The 20,624-nt window shown below is 71.2% G+C and carries 14 protein-coding genes; 10 read left to right on the plus strand and 4 right to left on the minus strand.

The features are described 5' to 3' along the window. Positions 1-15 precede the first annotated feature (15 nt). Positions 16-4,656: an FtsK/SpoIIIE domain-containing protein gene (locus tag CWT12_RS04890; RefSeq protein WP_161923917.1), complete on the plus strand. Its 4,641-nt coding sequence runs from the start codon at positions 16-18 to the stop codon at positions 4,654-4,656. Here the strand turns inward: CWT12_RS04890 and CWT12_RS04895 are convergent. Beyond that, a complete protein-coding gene (locus CWT12_RS04895; protein WP_161923918.1) occupies positions 4,653-7,196 on the minus strand; it encodes a DNA gyrase/topoisomerase IV subunit A in 2,544 nt (847 codons plus the stop codon). The two genes, CWT12_RS04890 and CWT12_RS04895, sit on opposite strands and share 4 nt — an antisense overlap. An 81-nt stretch (positions 7,197-7,277) precedes the next feature. Between CWT12_RS04895 and CWT12_RS04900 the strand changes: the two genes are divergently transcribed. Together CWT12_RS04900 and CWT12_RS04905 are read left to right on the plus strand one after the other, a co-directional pair. After that, on the plus strand, positions 7,278-7,880 hold the full coding sequence (locus CWT12_RS04900; protein WP_161923919.1) for a DUF5998 family protein: 603 nt from the start codon (positions 7,278-7,280) through the stop codon (positions 7,878-7,880). Next, positions 7,877-9,121 carry an alkaline phosphatase family protein gene (locus tag CWT12_RS04905; protein WP_161923920.1) on the plus strand — a complete coding sequence of 415 codons (1,245 nt, stop codon included), beginning with the start codon at positions 7,877-7,879 and terminating at the stop codon, positions 9,119-9,121. The genes CWT12_RS04900 and CWT12_RS04905 overlap by 4 nt, the downstream gene beginning before the upstream one ends. Positions 9,122-9,148: 27 nt before the next feature. Here CWT12_RS04905 and sepH read toward each other — a convergent pair whose 3' ends face one another. Then, on the minus strand, positions 9,149-10,222 hold the full coding sequence (gene sepH, locus CWT12_RS04910; protein WP_161923921.1) for a septation protein SepH: 1,074 nt from the start codon (positions 10,220-10,222) through the stop codon (positions 9,149-9,151). Positions 10,223-10,541: 319 nt separating this feature from the next. Between sepH and CWT12_RS04915 the strand changes: the two genes are divergently transcribed. From CWT12_RS04915 to CWT12_RS04930, 4 genes are read left to right on the plus strand one after another with little or no spacing between them, the layout of a single operon-like run. Continuing rightward, on the plus strand, positions 10,542-10,847 hold the full coding sequence (locus CWT12_RS04915) for a DUF4193 domain-containing protein (RefSeq protein ID WP_161923922.1): 306 nt from the start codon (positions 10,542-10,544) through the stop codon (positions 10,845-10,847). Positions 10,848-10,888: 41 nt separating this feature from the next. Continuing rightward, entirely contained in the window at positions 10,889-11,626 is a 738-nt protein-coding gene (locus CWT12_RS04920) for a DUF3710 domain-containing protein (protein WP_161923923.1), read from the plus strand. Then, positions 11,623-12,024, plus strand: a complete 402-nt coding sequence (locus CWT12_RS04925) for an OB-fold nucleic acid binding domain-containing protein (RefSeq protein ID WP_161923924.1) — start codon at positions 11,623-11,625, stop codon at positions 12,022-12,024. The genes CWT12_RS04920 and CWT12_RS04925 overlap by 4 nt, the downstream gene beginning before the upstream one ends. After that, a complete protein-coding gene (locus tag CWT12_RS04930) occupies positions 12,021-12,767 on the plus strand; it encodes a DUF3159 domain-containing protein (protein ID WP_161923925.1) in 747 nt (248 codons plus the stop codon). The genes CWT12_RS04925 and CWT12_RS04930 overlap by 4 nt, the downstream gene beginning before the upstream one ends. Here CWT12_RS04930 and CWT12_RS04935 read toward each other — a convergent pair. Together CWT12_RS04935 and CWT12_RS04940 are read right to left on the minus strand one after the other, a co-directional pair. Beyond that, on the minus strand, positions 12,716-13,444 hold the full coding sequence (locus CWT12_RS04935; RefSeq protein WP_161923926.1) for a potassium channel family protein: 729 nt from the start codon (positions 13,442-13,444) through the stop codon (positions 12,716-12,718). The two genes, CWT12_RS04930 and CWT12_RS04935, sit on opposite strands and share 52 nt — an antisense overlap. Before the next feature lie 2 nt (positions 13,445-13,446). Then, positions 13,447-14,112, minus strand: a complete 666-nt coding sequence (locus tag CWT12_RS04940; protein ID WP_161923927.1) for a potassium channel family protein — start codon at positions 14,110-14,112, stop codon at positions 13,447-13,449. Positions 14,113-14,207: 95 nt separating this feature from the next. Between CWT12_RS04940 and CWT12_RS04945 the strand changes: the two genes are divergently transcribed. The 3 genes from CWT12_RS04945 to acnA all read left to right on the plus strand — a co-directional run bounded on the left by CWT12_RS04945 (position 14,208) and on the right by acnA (position 20,621). Then, positions 14,208-16,259 (plus strand): APC family permease, encoded by a 2,052-nt coding sequence (locus tag CWT12_RS04945; RefSeq protein WP_161923928.1) that lies wholly within the window; start codon positions 14,208-14,210, stop codon positions 16,257-16,259. Then, complete coding sequence (locus tag CWT12_RS04950) at positions 16,256-17,725, plus strand: class I SAM-dependent RNA methyltransferase (RefSeq protein ID WP_161923929.1); 1,470 nt, start codon at positions 16,256-16,258, stop codon at positions 17,723-17,725. Before CWT12_RS04945 ends, CWT12_RS04950 begins: the two co-directional genes overlap by 4 nt. A 199-nt stretch (positions 17,726-17,924) precedes the next feature. After that, positions 17,925-20,621: an aconitate hydratase AcnA gene (gene acnA / locus CWT12_RS04955; RefSeq protein WP_161923930.1), complete on the plus strand. Its 2,697-nt coding sequence runs from the start codon at positions 17,925-17,927 to the stop codon at positions 20,619-20,621. Positions 20,622-20,624: the final 3 nt, after the last annotated feature.

The raw sequence follows: 20,624 nt of genomic DNA on the forward strand, positions 1-20,624 counted from the left end.
GCGGGCGGAAAGCTCATGCGCGTGCTGCTAAGCGTTCAGCCGTCCGCCGCCGATGTGCGGCGCACACGCGACTTCATCGTCACCGCCCAGGCGGAGTCCACTGTCGGTGAGCTCGCCGACGCACTCGCCGACGTGCTGCCCGGCACGCCCGATGGGATGCCCACCGAGCAGCCGCTCACGCTCGTGGTCGACCGGCCCGCAACCAGCGAAGCGGGCTCCGTGCCCCCGTCCCTGTGGCATGGCGCCACCCGCCTGAACCCGCAGGAGCGGCTCGGGCAGGGGGCAGTACACGACGGCATGGTGCTGGGGCTGGGAGGCCCTATTGCCGATGCGGACGAGCCCGACGGCCTGGTCGAGCTGCGGATCATTTCCGGGGCCGGGGCCGGCACGGTGCGCAGGCTGGGCCTGGGGCGATACACGATCGGCGGCGCCGACGCCGATATCTGCTTGGAGCTGCAGGACGCCGACGTGCTGGCCGATCTGGTCGTGTTCTCGGGCGGCCGGGCCGTGTTGAGCCCGCGCGACGACGCCGCAGATCGCCTCATGCGCCCCGCGCCCGCCCGGAGGTACGCCCTGCCGGGACCACTCGTCCTCGGGCTGAAGCAGGAGCCCGTGCCCTCCAAGAAGCGGCGTCGGCGACGCAAGGCCCGCGCACAGGACGATGACACCGCCGCACCGACCCTGGAGGAGCAGGAACCGGACGCGCCCCGCAGGCTCGTGGAACTGGATCGGCGTCCCCTGCAACCCGACACCAGCTGGGAGGAGGGGGCGGTGCTGACCGTCGGACACACCCAGCTGACGATCGGCCAGGTACCGCCTGCCGACGCGGTGGCCACTCCCACTCCCGGCGCGCCCACCATCGACTTCAATAGGCCACCGCGCCTGGCCCGCCCCACACGAGAGCGGGTGTTCACCCTGCCGCGCGAGCCGCAGCAGCCACGCAAGCAGCCCTTCCCACTGGCCCTGCTCCTGTCACCACTGATCATGGGTGGTGGGATGTACCTCCTCACTCACAGGGCGGCGACACTGCTGTTCTTGGTGCTGTCCCCGATCATGATGCTGGCCAATCGCATGCAGGGCCGTTCCACCCGAAAGCGCAGCTACCGCGAGGATCTGCGGCGCTACCGCCGGCAGAAGGCCGACACCGAGGCTGCTGCGCACCGGGCCCTGCTGGACGAGCGCGGACTGCGGCGCCTGGACTACCCGGACCCGGCCGAGATCCTGCTGCGAGCCACAGGCCCGCGTTCGGGACTGTGGGAGCGCCGTCCCGGAGACCCGGACTGGCTGGACCTTCGGGTTGGCAGCGCGGACGTGCCCAGCGAGGTGGTGGTTCAGGATCCCACGCGCGCCTCCTATGAGGAGCCGCTGCGGTGGACCGTCCCCGACGTACCTGCGACGGTGGGGCTGGGCCGACTCGGCGTCATCGGCATAGCCGGGGAGGAACGCCAACGGGTGGCCGCGTCGCTGGTGGCGCAGGCCGCCGCACTGCACTCCCCGGCGGAGCTGAACCTGGTCATACTCGCCGACCCGGAGCGGGCCGACCCCTCCCGGTCGGACTGGGACTGGGCACGCTGGCTGCCCCACCTGCGCAACCCCGAGGGAGTCGGGGCGCGCGCCCGCGTCGGGCTTGATGCGCAGACGGTCCCGCGCCGCATCAACGAGCTGCTGGACCTGATCGACTCCCGGCAGGGAGCCGGCGGCGGGCAAACCTCCGTCATGGTGGTGCTGGACGGGTCCCGAGCGCTGCGGCTGCTACCCGGAGTGGTGCGCATCCTGCGGGAGGGGCCGCAGCTGGGCCTCCACCTGTTGTGCCTCGACGTAGACCGGACGGCACTGCCGGAGGAGTGCCGGGCAGTGGTCAACACCGGCCCCGGACCGGTCACGATCGCCGAAACCGGCCGTGACGAGATCGAGCAGGTCGTACTCGATCTGGTCCCCGCTGGTTGGTGCGAGCGGGTGGCCCGCGCCCTGGCTCCGATTCGGGACGTATCCGCCGCGGGCGCGGAGGGCTCCATCCCGACCAGCTCCAGATTCCTAGACGCAGTCGGCATGGCCGAGCCCACACCCCAGGGGGTGCTGCAGGCGTGGCGGCAGACCGGCCGTACCACCCGGGCCGTTATCGGCGAGGATGAGGAGGGGCTGTTCGCGGTGGACATCCGTGCCGACGGGCCGCACGCGCTGGTTGCAGGCACCACGGGCTCGGGCAAGTCGGAGCTGCTGCAGACCCTCATTGCCTCCCTGTGCGTGGGCAACTCACCCGATGACATGACCTTCGTCCTGGTCGATTACAAGGGCGGCGCCGCCTTCAAGGACTGCTCACGTCTGCCGCACACCGTGGGCATGGTTACCGACCTCGACGGGCATCTCACCGCCCGCGCACTCGAGTCCCTGGGCGCCGAGCTGCGCCGACGCGAACTACAGCTCGCCCGCGCCGATGCCAAGGACATCGAGGACTACGTGGCGGCCATGTCCCCCGGCGACGAGCCCATGCCGCGGCTGATGCTCATCATCGACGAGTTTGCGGCGCTGGTAGCCGAGCTTCCGGACTTCGTCACCGGGCTGGTTGACATCGCGCGCCGGGGCCGCTCGCTGGGAGTGCATCTGGTCCTGGCCACGCAGCGTCCGGCCGGAGTGGTGTCCGCCGAGATCAAGTCCAATACCAACCTACGTATCGCCCTGCGCGTCACCGACGAGGCGGACTCGAACGACGTCATCGAATCGGCAGCCTCCGCCCAGATCCCGCCTTCCATCCCCGGCCGTGCCTACGCCCGGCTGGGGCACGCCAGCCTGCGTCAGTTCCAGGCCGCTCGCGTAGGCGGGCGTCCCCGCGGCGCCGCCCCACAGGCACCGCTGCGCACTAGTCCCTTGACCCTGGCGGAGATGTCACGACCCGAGCCGGCCCCGCCCCAGCTGGAGGAGGACGTCTCCATCCCCACTGACCTGGCCACTCTCGTGGACGCCATGAACCAGGCTCACGCCGAGACCGGGCGGCCCGACCCGCACAGCCCGTGGCTGGCACCGCTGCCGGAGAACGTGACACTCGACGCGCTGGAGGAGCGCCAGGAACCCGAGCAGCCGACCGAGGCAGCGGAAGCGGCCTCGCCGCCAACTGGGGCCGAGGTCCTGGAACAGGGCTGGTTGCCCCCGCTGATCCTCGGACTGGAGGACATCCCCTCCGAGCAGGCCCAGCGGCTGATGACCTGGGACTACACCCGTGGCGGACATCTGGGCGTGGCGGGGGCGGCCCGCTCCGGCCGCTCCACACTGCTGCGCGCCCTGGCAGTGGCGGCCGCCCGCACGGCGTCCCCCGAGGATCTCCACATCTACGGCATTGACGCGGGCAGCGGCGGGCTGCTGCCGCTCGTCTCCCTCCCGCACACGGGCGCTGTCGTCACCCGCGACCAGCCCGACCGGATGCGGCGGCTCACCGACCTGCTCGGCACGGAGATCACCCGCCGCCAGCAGGCACTGGCAGTCGGCGGCTTCGCCTCAACCGCCGAGCAGCGGGCCGCGGTCCCGCCGTCCGAGCGCATGCCCTACCTGCTCCTGTTACTGGACCGCTGGGACGGTTTCAAGGCAGCCTTCGAGCAGGTCGACAGCGGTCTGCTCCTGGAACGGATGGAGACGCTGCTGCGTGAAGGGCCCGCAGCCGGACTGCGCGTCGTCATTGCCGGTGACCGCGGCACCTTCCGCGGGCGTATGGGCATGATGCTCGAGGACCGGATCGTGCTGCGCATGCCCGCCGCCGAGGACTTCGAGCTCGTCGGCATGCGCACCCGAGACGTGCCCCAGTCCATGCCTCCCGGACGCGCCTTCCGCAGCGGGACCAGCCCGCGGGAGGTACAGCTGGCACTGCTCGACGCCGACCCCTCCGGCACCGCGCAGGTGGCCGCAGTACACCGGGAGGGTGACGCGGCCAAACAGCGCTGGGGCGAGACCCCCGCAGCACGGCGGCCCCCGCGCGTGGACGAGCTTCCGCTGGCCATCTCCGCTGCCGAGGCCCTTGCCCTCGGACCGCGATTGCGCAAGGGAGAGCTTGCCCTCGCGGTGGGTGGCGACACCCTGTCCGTGCTCCCACTGCGCATGGAGGAAGTCGGCAACACCGTCCTGGTGACGGGGCCGCGGCGCTCGGGCAAGTCCACCGCCCTGTGCTTCGGGCTCCAGACCGCGCTGGAAGTCGGCACGCCGGTCATCCTCGTGCTGGCCCGCCGCTCCCCGCTGGAGGCCTACCGGAATCACTCCGGGATCATCGGCGCCCTGGACAGCTCCGCCAAGGCCGAAGACCTGCGCGAGCTGCTGAAGACTCACGGGACATCCACCCTAGTGGTGGTGGACGATTACGACGTGCTGGGCAATGACCACGCGCTCGTGGCGGTTCTCGAGGAGCACGTCAAGACGTGCCGTGACCAGCCCGGCGGCGTGCTGGTGGCCAGTGGCGTGGATGAGCTGACGGGGATGTACCGGGGCCTGATGACGCAGGTGAAGAGGAACCGGACCGGCCTTATCCTGGCGCCGCGGTCTCCGCAGGACGGCGACGCCCTGACCGCCCGGCTACCGCGCTCCGTGGGGCAGCCAGTGCCGCTGGGACGTGGCGTCCTGGTCAGGTCGGGCAGCTGGGCCTGGGTGCACGTGCCCCGCAGCGACGGCACGGCCTAGCCGATGCCGGCGATGGGAGCCGTCAGGGGAATGCCGGAGGCGTCGCGGCGCTCGTCGGGGGCCGGCAGGTCGACCGGCTGGCCCCTGCTGCCCACGGCACGGGCAGGGCCGACCCCCACCCAGGCAAGCGCCAGCTCGTCCTCGCCGCGCAGGAAGCGTTGCGCGCGCACGCCCCCGGTCGCCCTGCCCTTGGCCGGATAGCGGTCCAGCGGGGTGACCTTGACACTGCCCGAGCCGGTCCCGGGCAGTGCTCCCGCACCATCCGCGACCGTGACCACCACGGCCTCCGCCAGCAGGTCGGTGGGTACCGCCGCCCCGGCCACTACGCGCGCTCCCTCGTGCAGGGACACCCCCGCCATGCCGCCGGCGCCGCGTCCCTGCGGACGCACCCTGGCCGCCTCGAAGCGCAGCAGCCGGGCGTCGGAGGTGACCAGCGCCAGCATGTCGGAGTCCGCGGCCACCCCGGCGAAGACCACCCGGTCGCCGTCGGCCAGGGAGATGACCTCCCAGGCATCGCCTTGCTTGGGCTCGCTGCCCGGCTTGACGCGCTTAATGACCCCGCCGGCGGTGGCCAGCACAATCGGGGTGGCGGAGTCATCGCCGGGGGAGCCGATGGGCACCAGGCCCACAATCCGCTCGTCCGGCTCGATGTCCGCCAGCAGCCGTGCGGGCTGCCCGCCGGCCAGTGACGGCGCCCCCTCCAAGCGCGGCACCTCCGGGGTGGACAGCACCTCCATGCGCACCAGCCGACCCGCATCGGTGACCGCGCCGACGTGCCCGCGCGCCGTCGTCGCCACCTGGGAGACGAGCGCGTCATGGCGCTGGCGGCCACCCGAGCGCGGCACCGGCTCGGCCCCGCCCACGCGGGCCACCAGTCCGGTGGCGGACAGCAGCACCCGGCACGGGTCATCCGGCACCGTCAGCGGTACCTCGCCGGCCCCGGCCGCCAGACTGACCGCCGCGGCCTGCCGCATGGCCTGCGAGGCGCCGGCACCGGCGCCGCCGGGTGCGCCCACGCCGCCGCTGAGCGCCCCGGCGCTCGTCCCCGCCGCCTCCAGCAGCACCGTGCGCCGCGGCGTGCCGAACTCCTCCGCCACCGCAGCCAGCTCGCGGGACACCGTGGCCCGCAGCAGCGACTCGTCATTCAGGATCGCCTCCAGCTCGGCGATCTCGGCAGCCAGCTCGTCCCGTTCCTTCTCCAGCTCGATCACGGAGAACTTGGTCAGGCGCCGCAGCTGCAGCTCCAGGATGTAGTTGGCCTGCGGCTCGGACAGGTCGAACACCTGCATCAGGCGCCGGCGGGCCGTGGCCGCGTCCTCGCTGGAGCGAATCACCTGAATGACCTCGTCGATGTCGACGATCGCAATCAGCAGCCCCTCCACCAGGTGCTGGCGCTCGCGCCGCCTGCCCAGGCGGAAGCGGGTGCGCCGCTCCACCACCGTCAGGCGGTGGCGGACGAATACGTCCAGCAGCTCGCGCAGGCCGAGTGTGCGCGGCTGGCCGTCCACCAGGCACACGTTGTTGATGCCGAAGGAGTCCTCCAGCGGCGTGTACCGGTACAGCTGCGCCAGCACCGCCTCTGGGTTATAGCCGTTCTTGACCCCGATCACCAGGCGGGTGCCGTGCTTGCGGTCGGTCAGGTCCGCGACGTCGGTGATGCCCTGCAGCTTCTTGGACGCCACGGTCTCCTTGATGCGGGCGATAACCTTCTCCGGACCCACCAAGTAGGGCAGCTCAGTCACCACAATGCCCTTCTTGCGGGCGGTGATGTTCTCAATGCGGGCGGTGGCGCGCGTGGAGAACTTCCCGCGCCCGGTGCGGTAGGCCTCCCGGATCCCATCCAGACCCACGATCATGCCGCCGGCGGGCAGGTCCGGCCCGGGCACGAAGGCCATCAGCTCCTCCAGGGTGGCATCCGGGTGCGCCAGCAGGTGCCGGGCCGCCGCCACCACCTCGGTGAGATTGTGCGGCGGCATATTCGTCGCCATGCCCACCGCGATGCCCGAGGCGCCATTGACCAGCAGATTCGGGAATGCCGCCGGCAGCACCTCCGGCTCGGTGAGCGTGTAGTCGTAGTTGGGGGCGAAGTCGACCGTGTCCTCGTCGATGTCCGCCGTCAGCGCCAGGGCGGGGGCGGCCAGCCTCGCCTCGGTGTAGCGGGGGGCGGCCGGGCCGTCGTCCAGGGAACCGAAGTTGCCGTGGCCGTCCACCAGCGGCAGCCGCATGGTGAAGGGCTGCGCCAGCCGCACCAGTGCTTCATAGATGGCGACATCCCCGTGCGGGTGCAGCCGACCCATGACGTCGCCCACCACGCGGGAGGACTTCACATGCGGCCGGTCCGGGCGCAGCCCCATACGGTCCATCTGGAACAGGATGCGCCGCTGCACCGGCTTCAGGCCGTCCCGGGCATCCGGCAGGGCCCTTGCGTAGATGACCGAGTAGGCGTACTCCAGGAAGGAGCTGCGCATCTCCGTGGGCAGGTCCTGCTCCACGATGAGATGGTCGGCGGGCGGCGGCGTCGGCGGGGCGGACTTCGGCATGGCCGCATTGTGGCCCGCCGCGGCTTCGCCACGGGGGCAACGACACCCGGGGGTGACGGGAACGATGGCATGATCTGCCCCATGACGTGGACTGCGCAGGCTCGCCCCGGGGACGAGGTCCCCACCCCGACGTCGCTGGTCGACGAGGTCACCCGGGCCGGCTACTACCCCGAGCTCGTGCTCGGCACCCTCGACGTCGCCGTCGCGGGGGAGGAGGTGCTCGCGGACCTGGTCCAGGCCGAGACCGTGTTCGACGACGCCGTCCACCGGCACCTGACGGTACTGGCCCTGACTCCCAGCCGCCTGGTCATCGTCCACGTCGACGACGCTCCGCGCGAGGACGGGCTGCCGGGGGCGCTGGCCACTAGTGAGGCCGTGCCGATCTCCCGGATCAAGTCCGTGGGCCTGACACGCGGAGTGTCCGAGCCGGCCAACGGTGGGGGACGGTTGACGGAGATGACGATCGCGCTGGCCTGGGGCTCCGTGCGCCGCATCGACCTCGAGCCCGCCGCATGCGCCGATCCCGAATGCCAGGCAGACCACGGACTGACCGGCGTGTCCGTCCCGGACGACATCGTGGTGCGCGTAGCCGCAGGAGTGGAGGGGGATGCGGCCCTGGCACGCGCAGAGCGCTTCGCCCGGATCCTGTCCGGAGCGACAGCCCGGGCGGCGGCGCGCGCATGAGCACCCCGTACCTACGGCAGGTCCTGGCGGCGGCCGCCGCCGGTGCCGGCCTGGCGCTGCGCGACGGCCCGCCCGGGGCGGTCACGGCCGGCGAGGCCCGTGCGAAGGCAGCTGAATGGGGCCTGCTGGGACAGGACGGCGCTGCCAGACCCGCCGGGGTTGTCGTCGTCCTGGTGGACGGGCTCGGGATGCAGCTGCTTCAGGAGCGGCGTGGGCACGCTCCCACACTGCGCACCTGGATGGCCGACGCCGCCTCCGCCCCGGGCGGGGGCAGGGCCCGCACCTGCGTACCCTCCACGACGGCAGCCGCCCTGACCACCCTCGGCACCGGCGCGATGCCCGGGACTACCGGCATGGTCGGATACAGCGTGCTCAACCCGAGCCTGCGACGTCACCTGCGTGCCGGCACGATCCCGGACGCCGCCCAGAACCTGTGCCTGATTACCTGGCAGGATACGGCACTCGACCCGCGCCGATGGCAGGACGTGCCCACCGTCTTCGAGCGGAGCGCACCCGGGCCGCATGCCGGGGCCCGGGCCGCGGCGTCGGCGGTCACCATCGGTCCGGCGCGCTTCGCCGGCTCCGGCCTGACGGAGGCGGCTCTGCGCGGCGCCGTCCACTTGGGGGCGGACCGTATGGAGGACCGTCCGGGTCTGGCCGCCCGCGCCCTGCGGAGCGGCGTCCCCCTGGTGTACCTGTACGTCGGCGAGCTCGACCACGTCGGCCACCGCCACGGCTGGCGCTCAGAGAACTGGCTGATGCAGCTGGAGCGCCTGGACGGGATGCTGGCGGAGCTGATGCGCCTGGTCCCCGCGGGCACCCGCGTGCTCCTGACCGCCGACCACGGCATGGTCGACACCGACGCGGCCCACCGCATTGACCTGACCGACTACCCAGAACTCGCCCGTGACGTCGCAGCCGTAGCCGGGGAGCCGCGTTTCAGCCAGCTGTACGTGCCCCACTCCGACCCGGAGACGGCTGCCGCCGTCGCCGACCGCTGGCGGGCGGTGCTGGGGGAGCGGGCGCTCTGGGTGGGAACCCGCGCGCAGGCCGGCACCCGGATCGGCCCCGTTGGGGAGCGGGCTGAGAGCGTCCTGGGTGACGTGCTGGTGGCCATGGCCGACAACTGGGTCGTCGTCGACCCGCGCGTGCACTCCGCGGGAGCAATCGGCATGCCGGGCGTGCACGGCTCTCTCACGGATGCCGAGATGACGGTGCCGCTGCTGCTGGCCCGCGCCTGACCGGGACTGTAGCCGCCCGGCTACTCCTCACTCCGGCTTGGAGCCGAAGACGATCTCATCCCAGGAGGGCACGGAACGACGCGCCCGCCGCTTGGGCTTGGGTGCGGGCGCGGCCGGCATCTCCGGCAGCGCTTCCTGGGTGGCGTCGGCGTCGTTGGACGTCCCGTCCCGCTCGTCGCGGTCGGTGGCCGGCGCCGTAGCCTGGTGCAGTCGGCTTCCCGCCGGGTGATTACCGGTGTGGGCGCGGCGGCGCTCCGACATGGACACCACCTGCGCCTGCCCCTGTGGCTCCGTCTCGTCTCCCGGGGCGGCATCTTCCGCATCGGGTGCGGCCGCCTCGATGCGCCTGCCACGGTTGGAGGCCAGATCCGCCAGCAGCGCGTCCGTGGAGTCCACCGCGGAGTCCACTGCCGTGGGCGGCGCGCTGTCAGCGGCCGCCGGGGACTCGGGGACGGGCGGGGCCGCTGCCGGAGCGGATACCGAGGATGCTCCGGGAGCCGCGGAGTCCTGGTCGAAGACCGTGGGGCGGCGTCCCCCGCCGGCCTCCGTCAGCCAGCGGGCCTCATCATCCAGGGCGGATACCGAGCGTGCGGTCAGATCGAGCTCCCAGTGCGCCTGCTTCGCCTCCGCTCCCTGAACGAAGGTCAGCACGATCTGCCACGGCTCCCGGCCCTCCCGCAGCGCATCCCACTCCAGGCTGCCTGCCTCCACACCGCGGGTGGCCAGCCGGTCCACGGCAAGCTCGCCCAGGACGGGGGAGTCCTTCTCCCAGCCGATGCGACAGGCCTGCGCCTGTTGCACCGCCCACAGGCGTTCGGCGATAACGGGCCCCTCGAAGCGGCGCACGTGCTCAACGTCCAGGCCGGTGGCTGAAGCGACCTCTTCCGCGCTGGCGCCCGCTCGCATGAGCGCCTGCAGCTCCCGGGGGCGCACTGCCGCGCCGGGGGCGGGAGGCTCCGGGCTTGGAGACAGGGCTGCGGGGCGCGCCCTCCTCACGGCGGCGCGCAGGGCGTCGTCCACGACGATGCTGTAGCGCTCACCGCGTGAGTCGGTCATGACGATGGTGTCGCCGTTGGCCCCCAACAGCTCAAGCTCGATCATTGACGTGGGCCTCCTTACAGTCCCTTGCGCAACCCGAGATGGGCGGGCTGACACATGCCTCAGCGTGCCATCTAAGCCGCTCGGTGTCTGGGAGGCGGGGCCGCGTGGCACGCAAGAGCTCGCCGCCTGTTCGCCCTCAGCCTTTGCGCGTGGCCTGACCAGGCGGTTCCCGCCGCAGCGACGTGGTGCTATGGTGCGCGTGCCCTAGCTCGGAGGGGCGGCGCACATTCGCTGAGCAGGATGTTCGCCGTTCCCGGCAGCGCCCGCCGCTGCCCGAGAGCCCCAGCGAGAGCCGTCCATAAGAGAAAGTGACGAGGCCATGGCAACCGACTACGATGCCCCGCGCAAGAACGACGACGAGCCCGAAGCCGACTCGATCGAGGAACTCACCGCGCGTCAGAAGGATCAGTCCTCGGAGGCGATCGAGGAGGACGAGAACGAAGTCGCCGAGGGATTCGAGCTGCCCGGGGCGGACCTGTCCCGTGAAGAACTCAGTGTGCACGTCGTCCCGCAGCTCGAGGACGAGTTCACCTGCTCGGAGTGCTTCCTGGTGCACCACCGCTCCTCACTCGCCTATGTAGACGAGCAGACCGGCCTGCCGGTGTGCACGGACTGCGCCGGCTGACGGGGCCGACACACAGGCAGATCGAGAGGAGGAGAACCAGCATGGGCCTTTTCTCCCGCCGTCACCGTGACGACGGCATAGACGACGCCAGAGACGACGGCAGGGACGACGCAGCTGACGTCGCCGTCGGCCCGGGCGAGTCCACGCCGAGCAAGCCGGAGGATGTTGGCGTCGGCCCCTGGGATGCCGCCGACGCCCCGGACGAGACCGCCTTCGCCGGACTCGTTGATCTGGGCGCCCTGCGCGTGCCAGCCGTCGACGGCATGCAGATCCGCATGGAGCGCGCAGGACAGGGAGGCGAGGCCTCCGCAGTCGTCCTCATCCTGGGCGGCTCAACCATGGAGCTGCGCGCCTTCGCCGCTCCCCGCACCGCCGGCATCTGGGATGAGCTGCGCGCGGACATCACGGCACAGCTGACCCGCGCGAAGGCCACCTTCGAGCTGGTGGAGGGCGACTACGGCACCGAGATCATCGCGCAGCTCCCGGTGCGTACGCCGGAGGGCCGCACCGGGACCATGGCCGCCCGCTTCATCGGCGTCGACGGCCCGCGCTGGTTCCTGCGCGGCGTCCTCCAAGGGCGCGCAGCCACCGACCCCGACGCCGCCAGACAGCTACGTGAGGTCTTCGCAGGCACCGTGGTTGTGCGCGACGGCGTCGCCCGCCCGCCGCGCGAGATCCTGCCCCTACATGCCCCGGGCGCGACTGCGGCGCCCGAGGCCGAGGAACTGCCGGGACTGGACCCGCTGCAGCCAGGCCCCACCATCGCCGAGGTGCGATGAGCCGGCGCAGCGGGACGGTACGCGTCGCACGCCTGTTCAAGCGCCTGCGTCCCGCGCGCCGCCCCCGCCTGGACTCGGGCGCAGCCGCAGCCGTCGGCGCGCACGCCCCGTCCACGCGCCCCGGCGACATCCTGATCAAGGACCTGGCGCCCCGTCGGCGCGCCCACGTGTCCGGTGTGCTGCGGGCGGTCACCTACCGGCCTGCCTCTGCCAAGCCGGTGCTCGTCGGCCAGCTCGACGACGGCACCGGCGTGGTAAACCTGATCTGGATCGGTCGGCGCGCCATCGTCGGCATTGAGCCGGGCGCACGGCTGCGGGCCGAGGGCATGGTCGTATCCGGGCGCACCCGTCCAAGTATTTATAACCCGCTTTACGAGCTCCTCGGGGAGGACATATGACCGAGCGCCCCGCCGCGGCGGCACCGCCCGCCCGCGATGACGGGCGCAGCGGACTCGGCGCGCTGGACGCAGACCGCTTCGACGCGGCCGCAGCCGTCGGCGGGTGGCGCGGCATTCTGGAGTCCGCCGTGCCCACACTCGTGTTCATCTGCGTACTGGCAGCGCGCCCTCAGGCACTGGTGCCGGCACTGCTGGCGTCACTGGCGGTAAGCGCCCTCGCCCTGCTGGCCCGGCTACGCGGCCGCCAGCCGCTGACCCAGGTGCTCGGCGGTGCCGCCCTGGCGGCCATCAGCGCACTGTGGGCGTGGCGGACCGGAAGCGCCACGAACTTCTACGCCACCGGACTGGTTATCAATGCGCTGTGGCTGGCGGCCACCGGTGGCTCACTCCTGCTGCGCCGCCCCCTGGTGGGCGTCCTGCTGGGCGCATGGCATGCCGCGTCAGGGGGAGAGCAGATCGGCACGAGCAGTTCGGCCGGCTCCGCCGCCCGCCGCTACGCGGTGGCCACAGCGATCCTGGCCGGCATGTTCGCACTGCGGCTGGCGGTCGAAGTGCCCCTATACCTGGTCGGAGAGGCGGCCGTGAGTGTTCTGGGAATAGCCCGCCTCCTGCTGGGACTGCCCTTGTTCGCCGTGACTTTGTGGTTCGTGTGGCTGGTCATCGGCCCGGTTCTCAGGCAGCCGGAAACCAGTCAAGCCGACTCAGGCGACTCGTCCCCGGGGCTGGCCGAGCCGGTGTCCTGAGCCGTCTGCTGCGCGGCGGTGAATATCGCCGGCACCTGATCCAGGACCGCCTCACCGGCCTGGGCAGTAAGGAACAGCAGCTCGTCGCCCCGCTCGAAGCGGTCATCGGGACCCGGTCGAAGCGGCCGGAAGTCCCGCAGTATCGTGGCCAGCACCGTGTGCGGCGGCAGCTTCACCCCACTGACCAGCTCACCAATCACGGGCGAGTCATCCGGCAGCGTGAGCTCGTGCATGAGCACTCCGGACTGGTGGAAGGTGAACACTGGTACCAGCGAACCGACGCTTACCGCCTCCTCCACCAGCGCGGTCATGATTCGCGGGGTCGACACGGCCACGTCCACCCCCCAGGTGTCGTCGAACAGCCACTCGTTCTTCGGGTTGTTCACTCGTGCCACCGTGCGTGGAACCGCGTACTCGGTCTTGGCCAGCAGGGAGATGACCAGGTTGGCCTTGTCATCCCCGGTGGCGGAAACCACCACGTCACAGTCGCCGGCTCCCGCGTCGGCCAGGGAGCCCAGGTCGCAGGCATCCGCCAGCTGCCAGTCCGCCTCGGGCACGGAGGCGATACGCATTGCGTCGGGGGCGCGGTCCACCAGGGTCACATCGTGCCCGTGGCTGATGAGCTCGCGGGCGATCGAGCGTCCCACCGAGCCGGCTCCGGCAATCAGGATCTTCATGGCTATACCTCCTGTGCGGGCGGGCGGGAGAGGGCGCGTTGCAGGGCCCCGAGCTGCTGGGCGGTAGCGGCCACGTGCAGCCGGTCGTGCTCCTGGATACGGGTGTCCGGCTGTGGGATCACGGCCCCGGACCCGCGCGAGATCCAAGCGACCCGCACGCCGAGCCGTTCCTCCAGTGCGCCCACTGCGGTGCCGATCCATGCGGCGGACACGTCCGGCTGGACCAGCCCCACCGCCCCGGAGGGATCCATGAACTCCCGCGCGGTTCCACCGGGCAGCACGCGACGCATCATGTGCTCGGCGGTCTGCCGCACAGTCGCCACCGTGGGAATTCCGAGCCGCTCGTAGACATCGGCCCGAGTGGCGTCATAGATCCGGGCCACCACGTGCTCCACGCCGAACAACTCGCGCGCCACGCGCGCGGCGATGATGTTGGAGTTGTCCCCGTTGGAAACGGCGGCAAAGGCGTAGGCCTCGTCTATGCCGGCCTGCTCCAGGGCATCGCGGTCGAAGCCGATGCCCTTGATCTTGCGGCCGTTGAATGTCGACGGCAGTCGCCGGAAGGCGTCGGAGTTGCGGTCGATAACGGCCACCGAATGACCCATACGGTCCAGCTGGGTGGCCATGGAGGCCCCCACTCGGCCGCAGCCCATGATGACGAAGTGCACGGGGTGAACGGTACTCCGTCATCAGCGGGGAGGGGCGGGTGTCAGGCGTGCGGGAGGGTTGGCCCGATCAGGACGGGGACGTAGCATCATCGTTCGTGCGTGACTTCGCCGACCCCGTCAAGCGGCTCCCCGCTGGCTCCCCGGCACCCGGCCCGGCTCCGGGCGGCGCCCTGCTGCCCAAGCGCGTGGCCCTGCCGGCATTAGCCGCCCCGACCCTGTCCGGCGTCGGCTACGCACCGGATGCGATTCTCACAACGCTGGCAGTTGCGGGAGTAACCGCTACGGCAGCGTCGTCCTGGGTGATGCTCGCAGCTGTCGGCCTGCTCATCATTGTGGTCGTCTCATACCGGCAGATCGCTTACGCCTATCCCGGCAGCAGCGACTACGAGGTAGCCGCCTCGGGCCTCGGGCACCGGGCGGGCGTGGCAACCGCCGCGGCCATGCTCTGGGACTACGTGCTCATTGTCGCAGTCTCCACCTGTGCCGCCACCAGCTACCTGGCCTCCGTCGTCCCCGGGCTGGCCGCCCACAAGCAGGCCGGGGCGGTGGCGGTTACCACCGTCCTGGCCGTGATGAACCTGCGCGGAAAGCGACGACCGGGAGGCGCCTTCGCGCTGTGCACCTATGTGTACTTGGCGGCGGTGGCCGCCACGGCCGTGAGCGGCCTGATCCAGGAACTGGCCGGCAACCTGGGGCGGGCTCCCTCCGCGGGCTACGAGTTGGCCTCTCAGGACGGCTGGGAGCAGGGGCTGACCGGCCTGGCCGGCGTCCTGCTCATCCTGCGGGCCTGGGCCTTGGGCGGCGTCGCCCTGACCGGCGTGGGGGAGATCGTCAGAGCCGTGCCCGGCTTCCGCCGGCCCAAGTCCAGGAACGCCGCCACCACCTTGCTGATGCTCGGGCTCATCACCGGCGCCATGCTGCTGAGCGTGATGCACCTCGCAGGCGCCGTCGGCGTGCGTCTCGCCGCAGACCCCGCAACCGGGCTGCTGGACCATGGGGCGCCACTGGGCGCGGAGTACCACCAGGAGCCTGTACTGGCGCAGATCGCCGCCGCCGTGTTCGCCGGCTTCCCGCCCATGTTCTACCTCGTGAGCGTAACTACCGGCCTCGTTCTGGTTCTGGCGGCCGATACCGCATTCAGCGGCTTCCCCGCACTGGCCGGGGCGCTCGGCCGCGACCAGTTCCTGCCCCGCCGACTCTCGCGGCGCGGCGACCGTCCGGCCTATGCGCGGCGCGCCATCGTGCTGTGGGTCGGGGCAGTCGCCCTCATAGCCGGATGCCAGGCAAGCGTCAGCCGCCTCGTACAGCTATACATCGTCGGCCTGCTCATCTCCCTGACACTTGCGCAAATCGGCGTGGTGCGCCACTGGAACCAGCAGCTGGCCACGGCCACCGACCCCACCATCCGCCGCCGTGTGCGGCGCTCGCGGATCATCAACAGCGTTGGCGCGGTGTTAACCGGCGCTGCGCTGCTGCTGCTGGTGCCGACCAGCCTTGCCCAAGGCGCCTGGGCCGCCCCGGTCATCGCCTCGGCCGTACTGGTGGGCCTGTACCTGGCCATGAGTGGTATTCGCCGCCATTACCGGAGCTTCGACCGGGAGATTGCCATTAGCGGCCCGGATACCCCCCGGTTGACGCCCGCACGCCTACACGCCGTCGTCCTGGTCTCCCGCCTGCACCGGCCGGCCCTGAGAGCACTGAACTACGCCCTGTCCACGCAGCCGTCCTCCATCGAAGCCGTTACCGTGGATGTGGGCGACGGTGCCGCTGACCAGCTCCTGCGGGACTGGGCGGATGCCGGGCTGCCCGTTCCGCTCACGGTGCTCAACTCGCCGCTCCACGACGTTATCGACCCCGTGGTCTCCTATGTGCGCAGCGCGCGGGCGGACTCGCCCCGGGAACTGGTAGGAGTATTCCTGCCCGAGTACCGGCCGAGGCGCTGGTGGGAGCAGGCTCTGCACAACCGGACCGCGCAACGTCTGAGGGCGGCTCTGCGGCTCACCCCCGGAGTGGTGGTCGCCCCGGTGCCCTGGTGGCTGGGTGCGCCGTCGGACCGGGACAATACGCACGTTGCCATCGGCCGCAGACCCGCCGGCTCACGGGAACCGGAATTCCGCCACCAGTCCCAGACGCAGGAGAACGCATGACCCCCCGCCGCCGTAACGCCCCGCCCCGCCCGCCGGCCCCCGCGCCGACGACCCCGGAGTACCTGACCCTTGCCGTAGGGGCCCCAGCCCACGGCGGGCATTGCGTTGCCCGCCCGCTAGACGATCCCTCCGGGCACGTGGTGTTCGTCCGCCATGCCCTGCCCGGCGAGCAGGTGCGGGCGGTGATGACGGAGAAGAACTCCAAGATCTGGCGTGCCGACGCCGTAGAGGTACTGTCCGCCTCGCCCGATCGGGTGCGCCCGCTCTGGGCGGAGGCCGGCCCCGGGGGAGTTGGCGGTGGGGAGCTGTCGCACGTCGCCCTGCCCGCGCAACGCACCTGGAAGCGGTGGGTGCTGGCCGATTGCCTACGCCGCATCGGCGGCGCAGATGTCGTTGCCGCCGTATCCGCCCTGCCCGGTGCCGCCGGGGACGCCGTGCCGGTCGAGCCCATGCCCGGCGATGCGGCAGCCGAAGTGGACCCGAACCCGCGGGTGCGTGAACGCGCCGGTGCCGGCACCCGCACCCGTGTATCGCTGACCGTCACCGAGACCGGTGTGGCCGGCATGCACGGCTTCCGCAGCGGCAACGTCCTGCCGGTGCGGGAGCTGCCGCTGGCGGTGCGTGCCATCCAGGAACTCGGACTGACCGAGCGTGCCCTGTGGCGCAAGCACTTCCGCCCGGGAATGCGTATTGCCGCGGTGGCTCCCAGCGAGGGGGAGCCGCTGGTCCTGCTGGAGGAGAGCGGCCGCGCGGGGCGGCACGTGACCGTGCTGACCGGGGCCGGCCGGTCAACCCGCCGACGGCGCGTCGGCGAGGTCGTGGACGCCACGGGCCTGGGGCTGGGACAACTGCACTACTCGGTGCACGCTGACGGCTTCTGGCAGGCGCACCGTGAGGCCCCGAGCGTGCTCGTCGACCGGGTTGTGCGTGCCGCCCTCGCCGAGGATGCGACCGCCATGGGCTCCGGACCCACTGACGCACCACTGGATCCAGCAGGGGCGGCAGGCGTGCGCGTGCTCGAGCTGTACGCCGGGGCCGGGCTGTTCACCCTCCCACTGGCAGCGTTGACCGGCGCGGTGCACTCTCTGGAGGGCAGCTGGCAGGCCGTCGGCGACGCCCGGCGCGTCCTGCACGACTACGCGGGTGCGCAACTGACTGCCGGCCGCGTCACGCCCGCGGCGGTGGCGGAGCTGGGGCGCTTTGCAACGGGCGGTGCCGCGGCCGGGGAGACCGCCGACGTCGTAGTGCTCGATCCGCCCCGGCAGGGCGCCGGTCGCGGAATAGTCCAGGCGGTGGCGGACTTGAAGCCGCGCAGGGTCGTGTTGGTTGCCTGCGATCCAGCGGCGCTGGCGCGCGACCTGGGCGGCTTCATCAGCTCCGGTTATCGGCTGGCGGCGATGAGTGCCCTGGACATGTTCCCCCATACCCACCACTTCGAGACCATCGCCGTACTCCAGCGCGGCTGAACGCCACCCGGCCCGGGCGGGACGGGCGGACCTATTTCGTAACTCCCGCGTGGCGTATGCCGCGTGGGCGGGTTTTCGCAGTGGGCCGTCCTGCCGCAGGTTGCCGACGGATGAAACTTCGTCTACTACCGTGGCCGCCAGTCAACCCGCCTCAGTGCAGCCCGTGCGCAGGTGCGCACCAGGATGAACAGGAACGAACTTGACGAGTCTTGACACCTTCCACTCCCGCGCCGCCCTAGATGTGGACGGCCGCCCCTACGAGATCTTCCGGCTGGACGCCGTCGACGGCCTGGAACGGCTGCCGTACGCCCTGAAGGTCCTGGCGGAGAACCTGCTGCGCACCGAGGACGGCGCCAACGTCACCGCCGACCACGTGCGCGCGCTCGCCTCCTGGGATCCCGCCGCCGAGCCAGACACAGAGATCCAGTTCACCCCAGCGCGCGTGGTTATGCAGGACTTCACCGGGGTGCCCTGCATCGTCGACCTGGCCACGATGCGTGAGGCCGTGGCGGAGCTGGGCGGTGATCCGGAGGTCATTAATCCGCTGGCTCCTGCCGAGATGGTCATTGACCACTCCGTCCAGATCGACTCCTTCGGCCTGTCCACATCCCTGGAACGCAATAAGGAGCGCGAGTACGAGCGCAACGCCGAGCGCTACCAGTTCCTGCGCTGGGGCCAGGGCGCGCTGGCGAACTTCCGCGTGGTGCCGCCGGGCACCGGCATTGTGCACCAGGTCAACATCGAGTACCTGACCCGCACCGTCTTCACCCGCCAGACCACCGGGGTCGACGGCACCCCTGTCACCCAGGCCTACCCGGACACCTGTGTGGGCACCGACTCCCACACCACCATGGTCAACGGCCTGGGCGTGCTCGGCTGGGGCGTGGGCGGTATCGAGGCGGAAGCCGCCATGCTCGGTCAGCCGGTGTCCATGCTGATCCCGCGCGTGGTCGGCTTCAAGCTCTCCGGCGCCATTCCCGCCGGCGCCACCGCCACCGACGTGGTGCTCACCATCACCCAGATGCTGCGCGCGCACGGTGTGGTCGGCAAGATCGTGGAGTTCTACGGCGAGGGCGTGGCCGCGGTGCCGCTGGCGAACCGTGCCACCATCGGCAACATGAGCCCCGAGTTCGGCTCTACCGCGGCGATCTTCCCCATCGATGATGTCACCCTGGACTACCTGCGCCTGACCGGCCGCTCCAAGGAGAACATCCGCCTGGTCGAGGAGTACACCAAGGCCCAGGGCCTGTGGCACGACCCGTCCCGGCAGGCCACCTACTCCGAGTACCTGGAGCTGGACCTGTCCACCGTGGTGCCCTCCATCGCCGGCCCCAAGCGGCCCCAGGACCGCATCGAGCTGTCCGGCGCGAAGTCCGCCTTCGAGCAGATCCTGCCCACCTATGCCGCCGAGTCCCACAAGTCCACGCCGGTGACCCTGGCGGACGGCACGCAGGTCACCCTGGACCACGGGCATGTGGCCATTGCCTCGATCACCTCCTGCACCAACACCTCCAACCCGTCGGTGATGGTGGCGGCCGGGTTGCTCGCCCGCAACGCGGTCGCCAAGGGACTGCGCTCCAAGCCGTGGGTGAAGACCTCCACCGCCCCCGGCTCGCAGGTGGTCACCGACTACTACGAGAAGGCCGGGCTGTGGCCCGCCTTGAACGAGCTCGGCTTCAACCTGGTCGGCTACGGCTGCGCCACCTGCATCGGCAACTCCGGGCCGCTGCCCGCCGAGGTGTCCGCGGCCGTGAATGAAGCCGACCTTGCGGTCGTCTCGGTGCTGTCCGGCAACCGCAACTTCGAGGGGCGCATCAACCCCGACGTGAAGATGAACTACCTGGCCTCCCCGCCGCTGGTGATCGCATACGCGCTGGCCGGCACCATGGACTTCGACTTCGCCACCGAGCCGCTGGGGCAGGACCGTGAGGGCCGGGACGTGTTCCTGGCCGACATCTGGCCCGACCCCACCGAGGTGCAGGCCGTCATTGACGCCACCATCGACCGGGAGATGTACACCCGTGACTACGCCGACGTGTTTGCCGGCGACGCGCGCTGGCAGGGCCTGGACACCCCGGAGGGGGAGACCTTCACCTGGGATGAGGACTCGACCTACGTGCGCAAGGCCCCCTTCTTCGACGGCCTGACCATGGAGCTGACGCCCGTGGAGGACGTGACCGGAGCCCGCGTGCTGGCCCTGCTGGGCGACTCGGTGACTACCGACCACATCTCCCCGGCAGGCGCCATCAAGGGAGACTCCCCGGCCGGCCGTTACCTGGCTGAGCACGGGGTGGCACGCAAGGACTTCAACTCCTACGGCTCGCGCCGCGGCAACCACGAGGTCATGATTCGCGGCACCTTCGCCAATATCCGCCTGCGCAACCAGCTGCTCGACGGCGTTGAGGGCGGCTACACCCGCAACTTCCTCACCGGCCAGACCGAGTCCATCTTTGACGCCTCCCAGGCCTACCAGGCGGCGGGTGTGCCGCTGGTGGTGCTGGGCGGCAAGGAGTACGGCTCCGGCTCCTCGCGCGACTGGGCGGCCAAGGGCACGGCCCTGCTCGGGGTCAAGGCGGTCATCGCCGAGTCCTTCGAGCGCATCCACCGCTCCAACCTGATCGGCATGGGCGTGGTCCCGCTGCAGTTCCCCGCCGGCGACTCGGCCGCATCGCTGGGCCTGGACGGCACCGAGACCTTCGCGATCACCGGGCTCACCGCCCTCAACGAAGGCGTCACCCCCCGCACGGTGACGGTTACCGCCCGGCGTGACGACGGGGAGCAGGTCACCTTCGAGGCTGCCGTGCGCATTGACACCCCCGGTGAGGCGGACTACTTCCGCAACGGCGGCATCCTGCAGTACGTGCTGCGCGGCCTGGCCCGCGGCGAGCAGCGGTAAGGC

The organism is Actinomyces sp. 432 (assembly GCF_009930875.1).
In the GTDB taxonomy this organism is placed as follows: domain Bacteria; phylum Actinomycetota; class Actinomycetes; order Actinomycetales; family Actinomycetaceae; genus Actinomyces.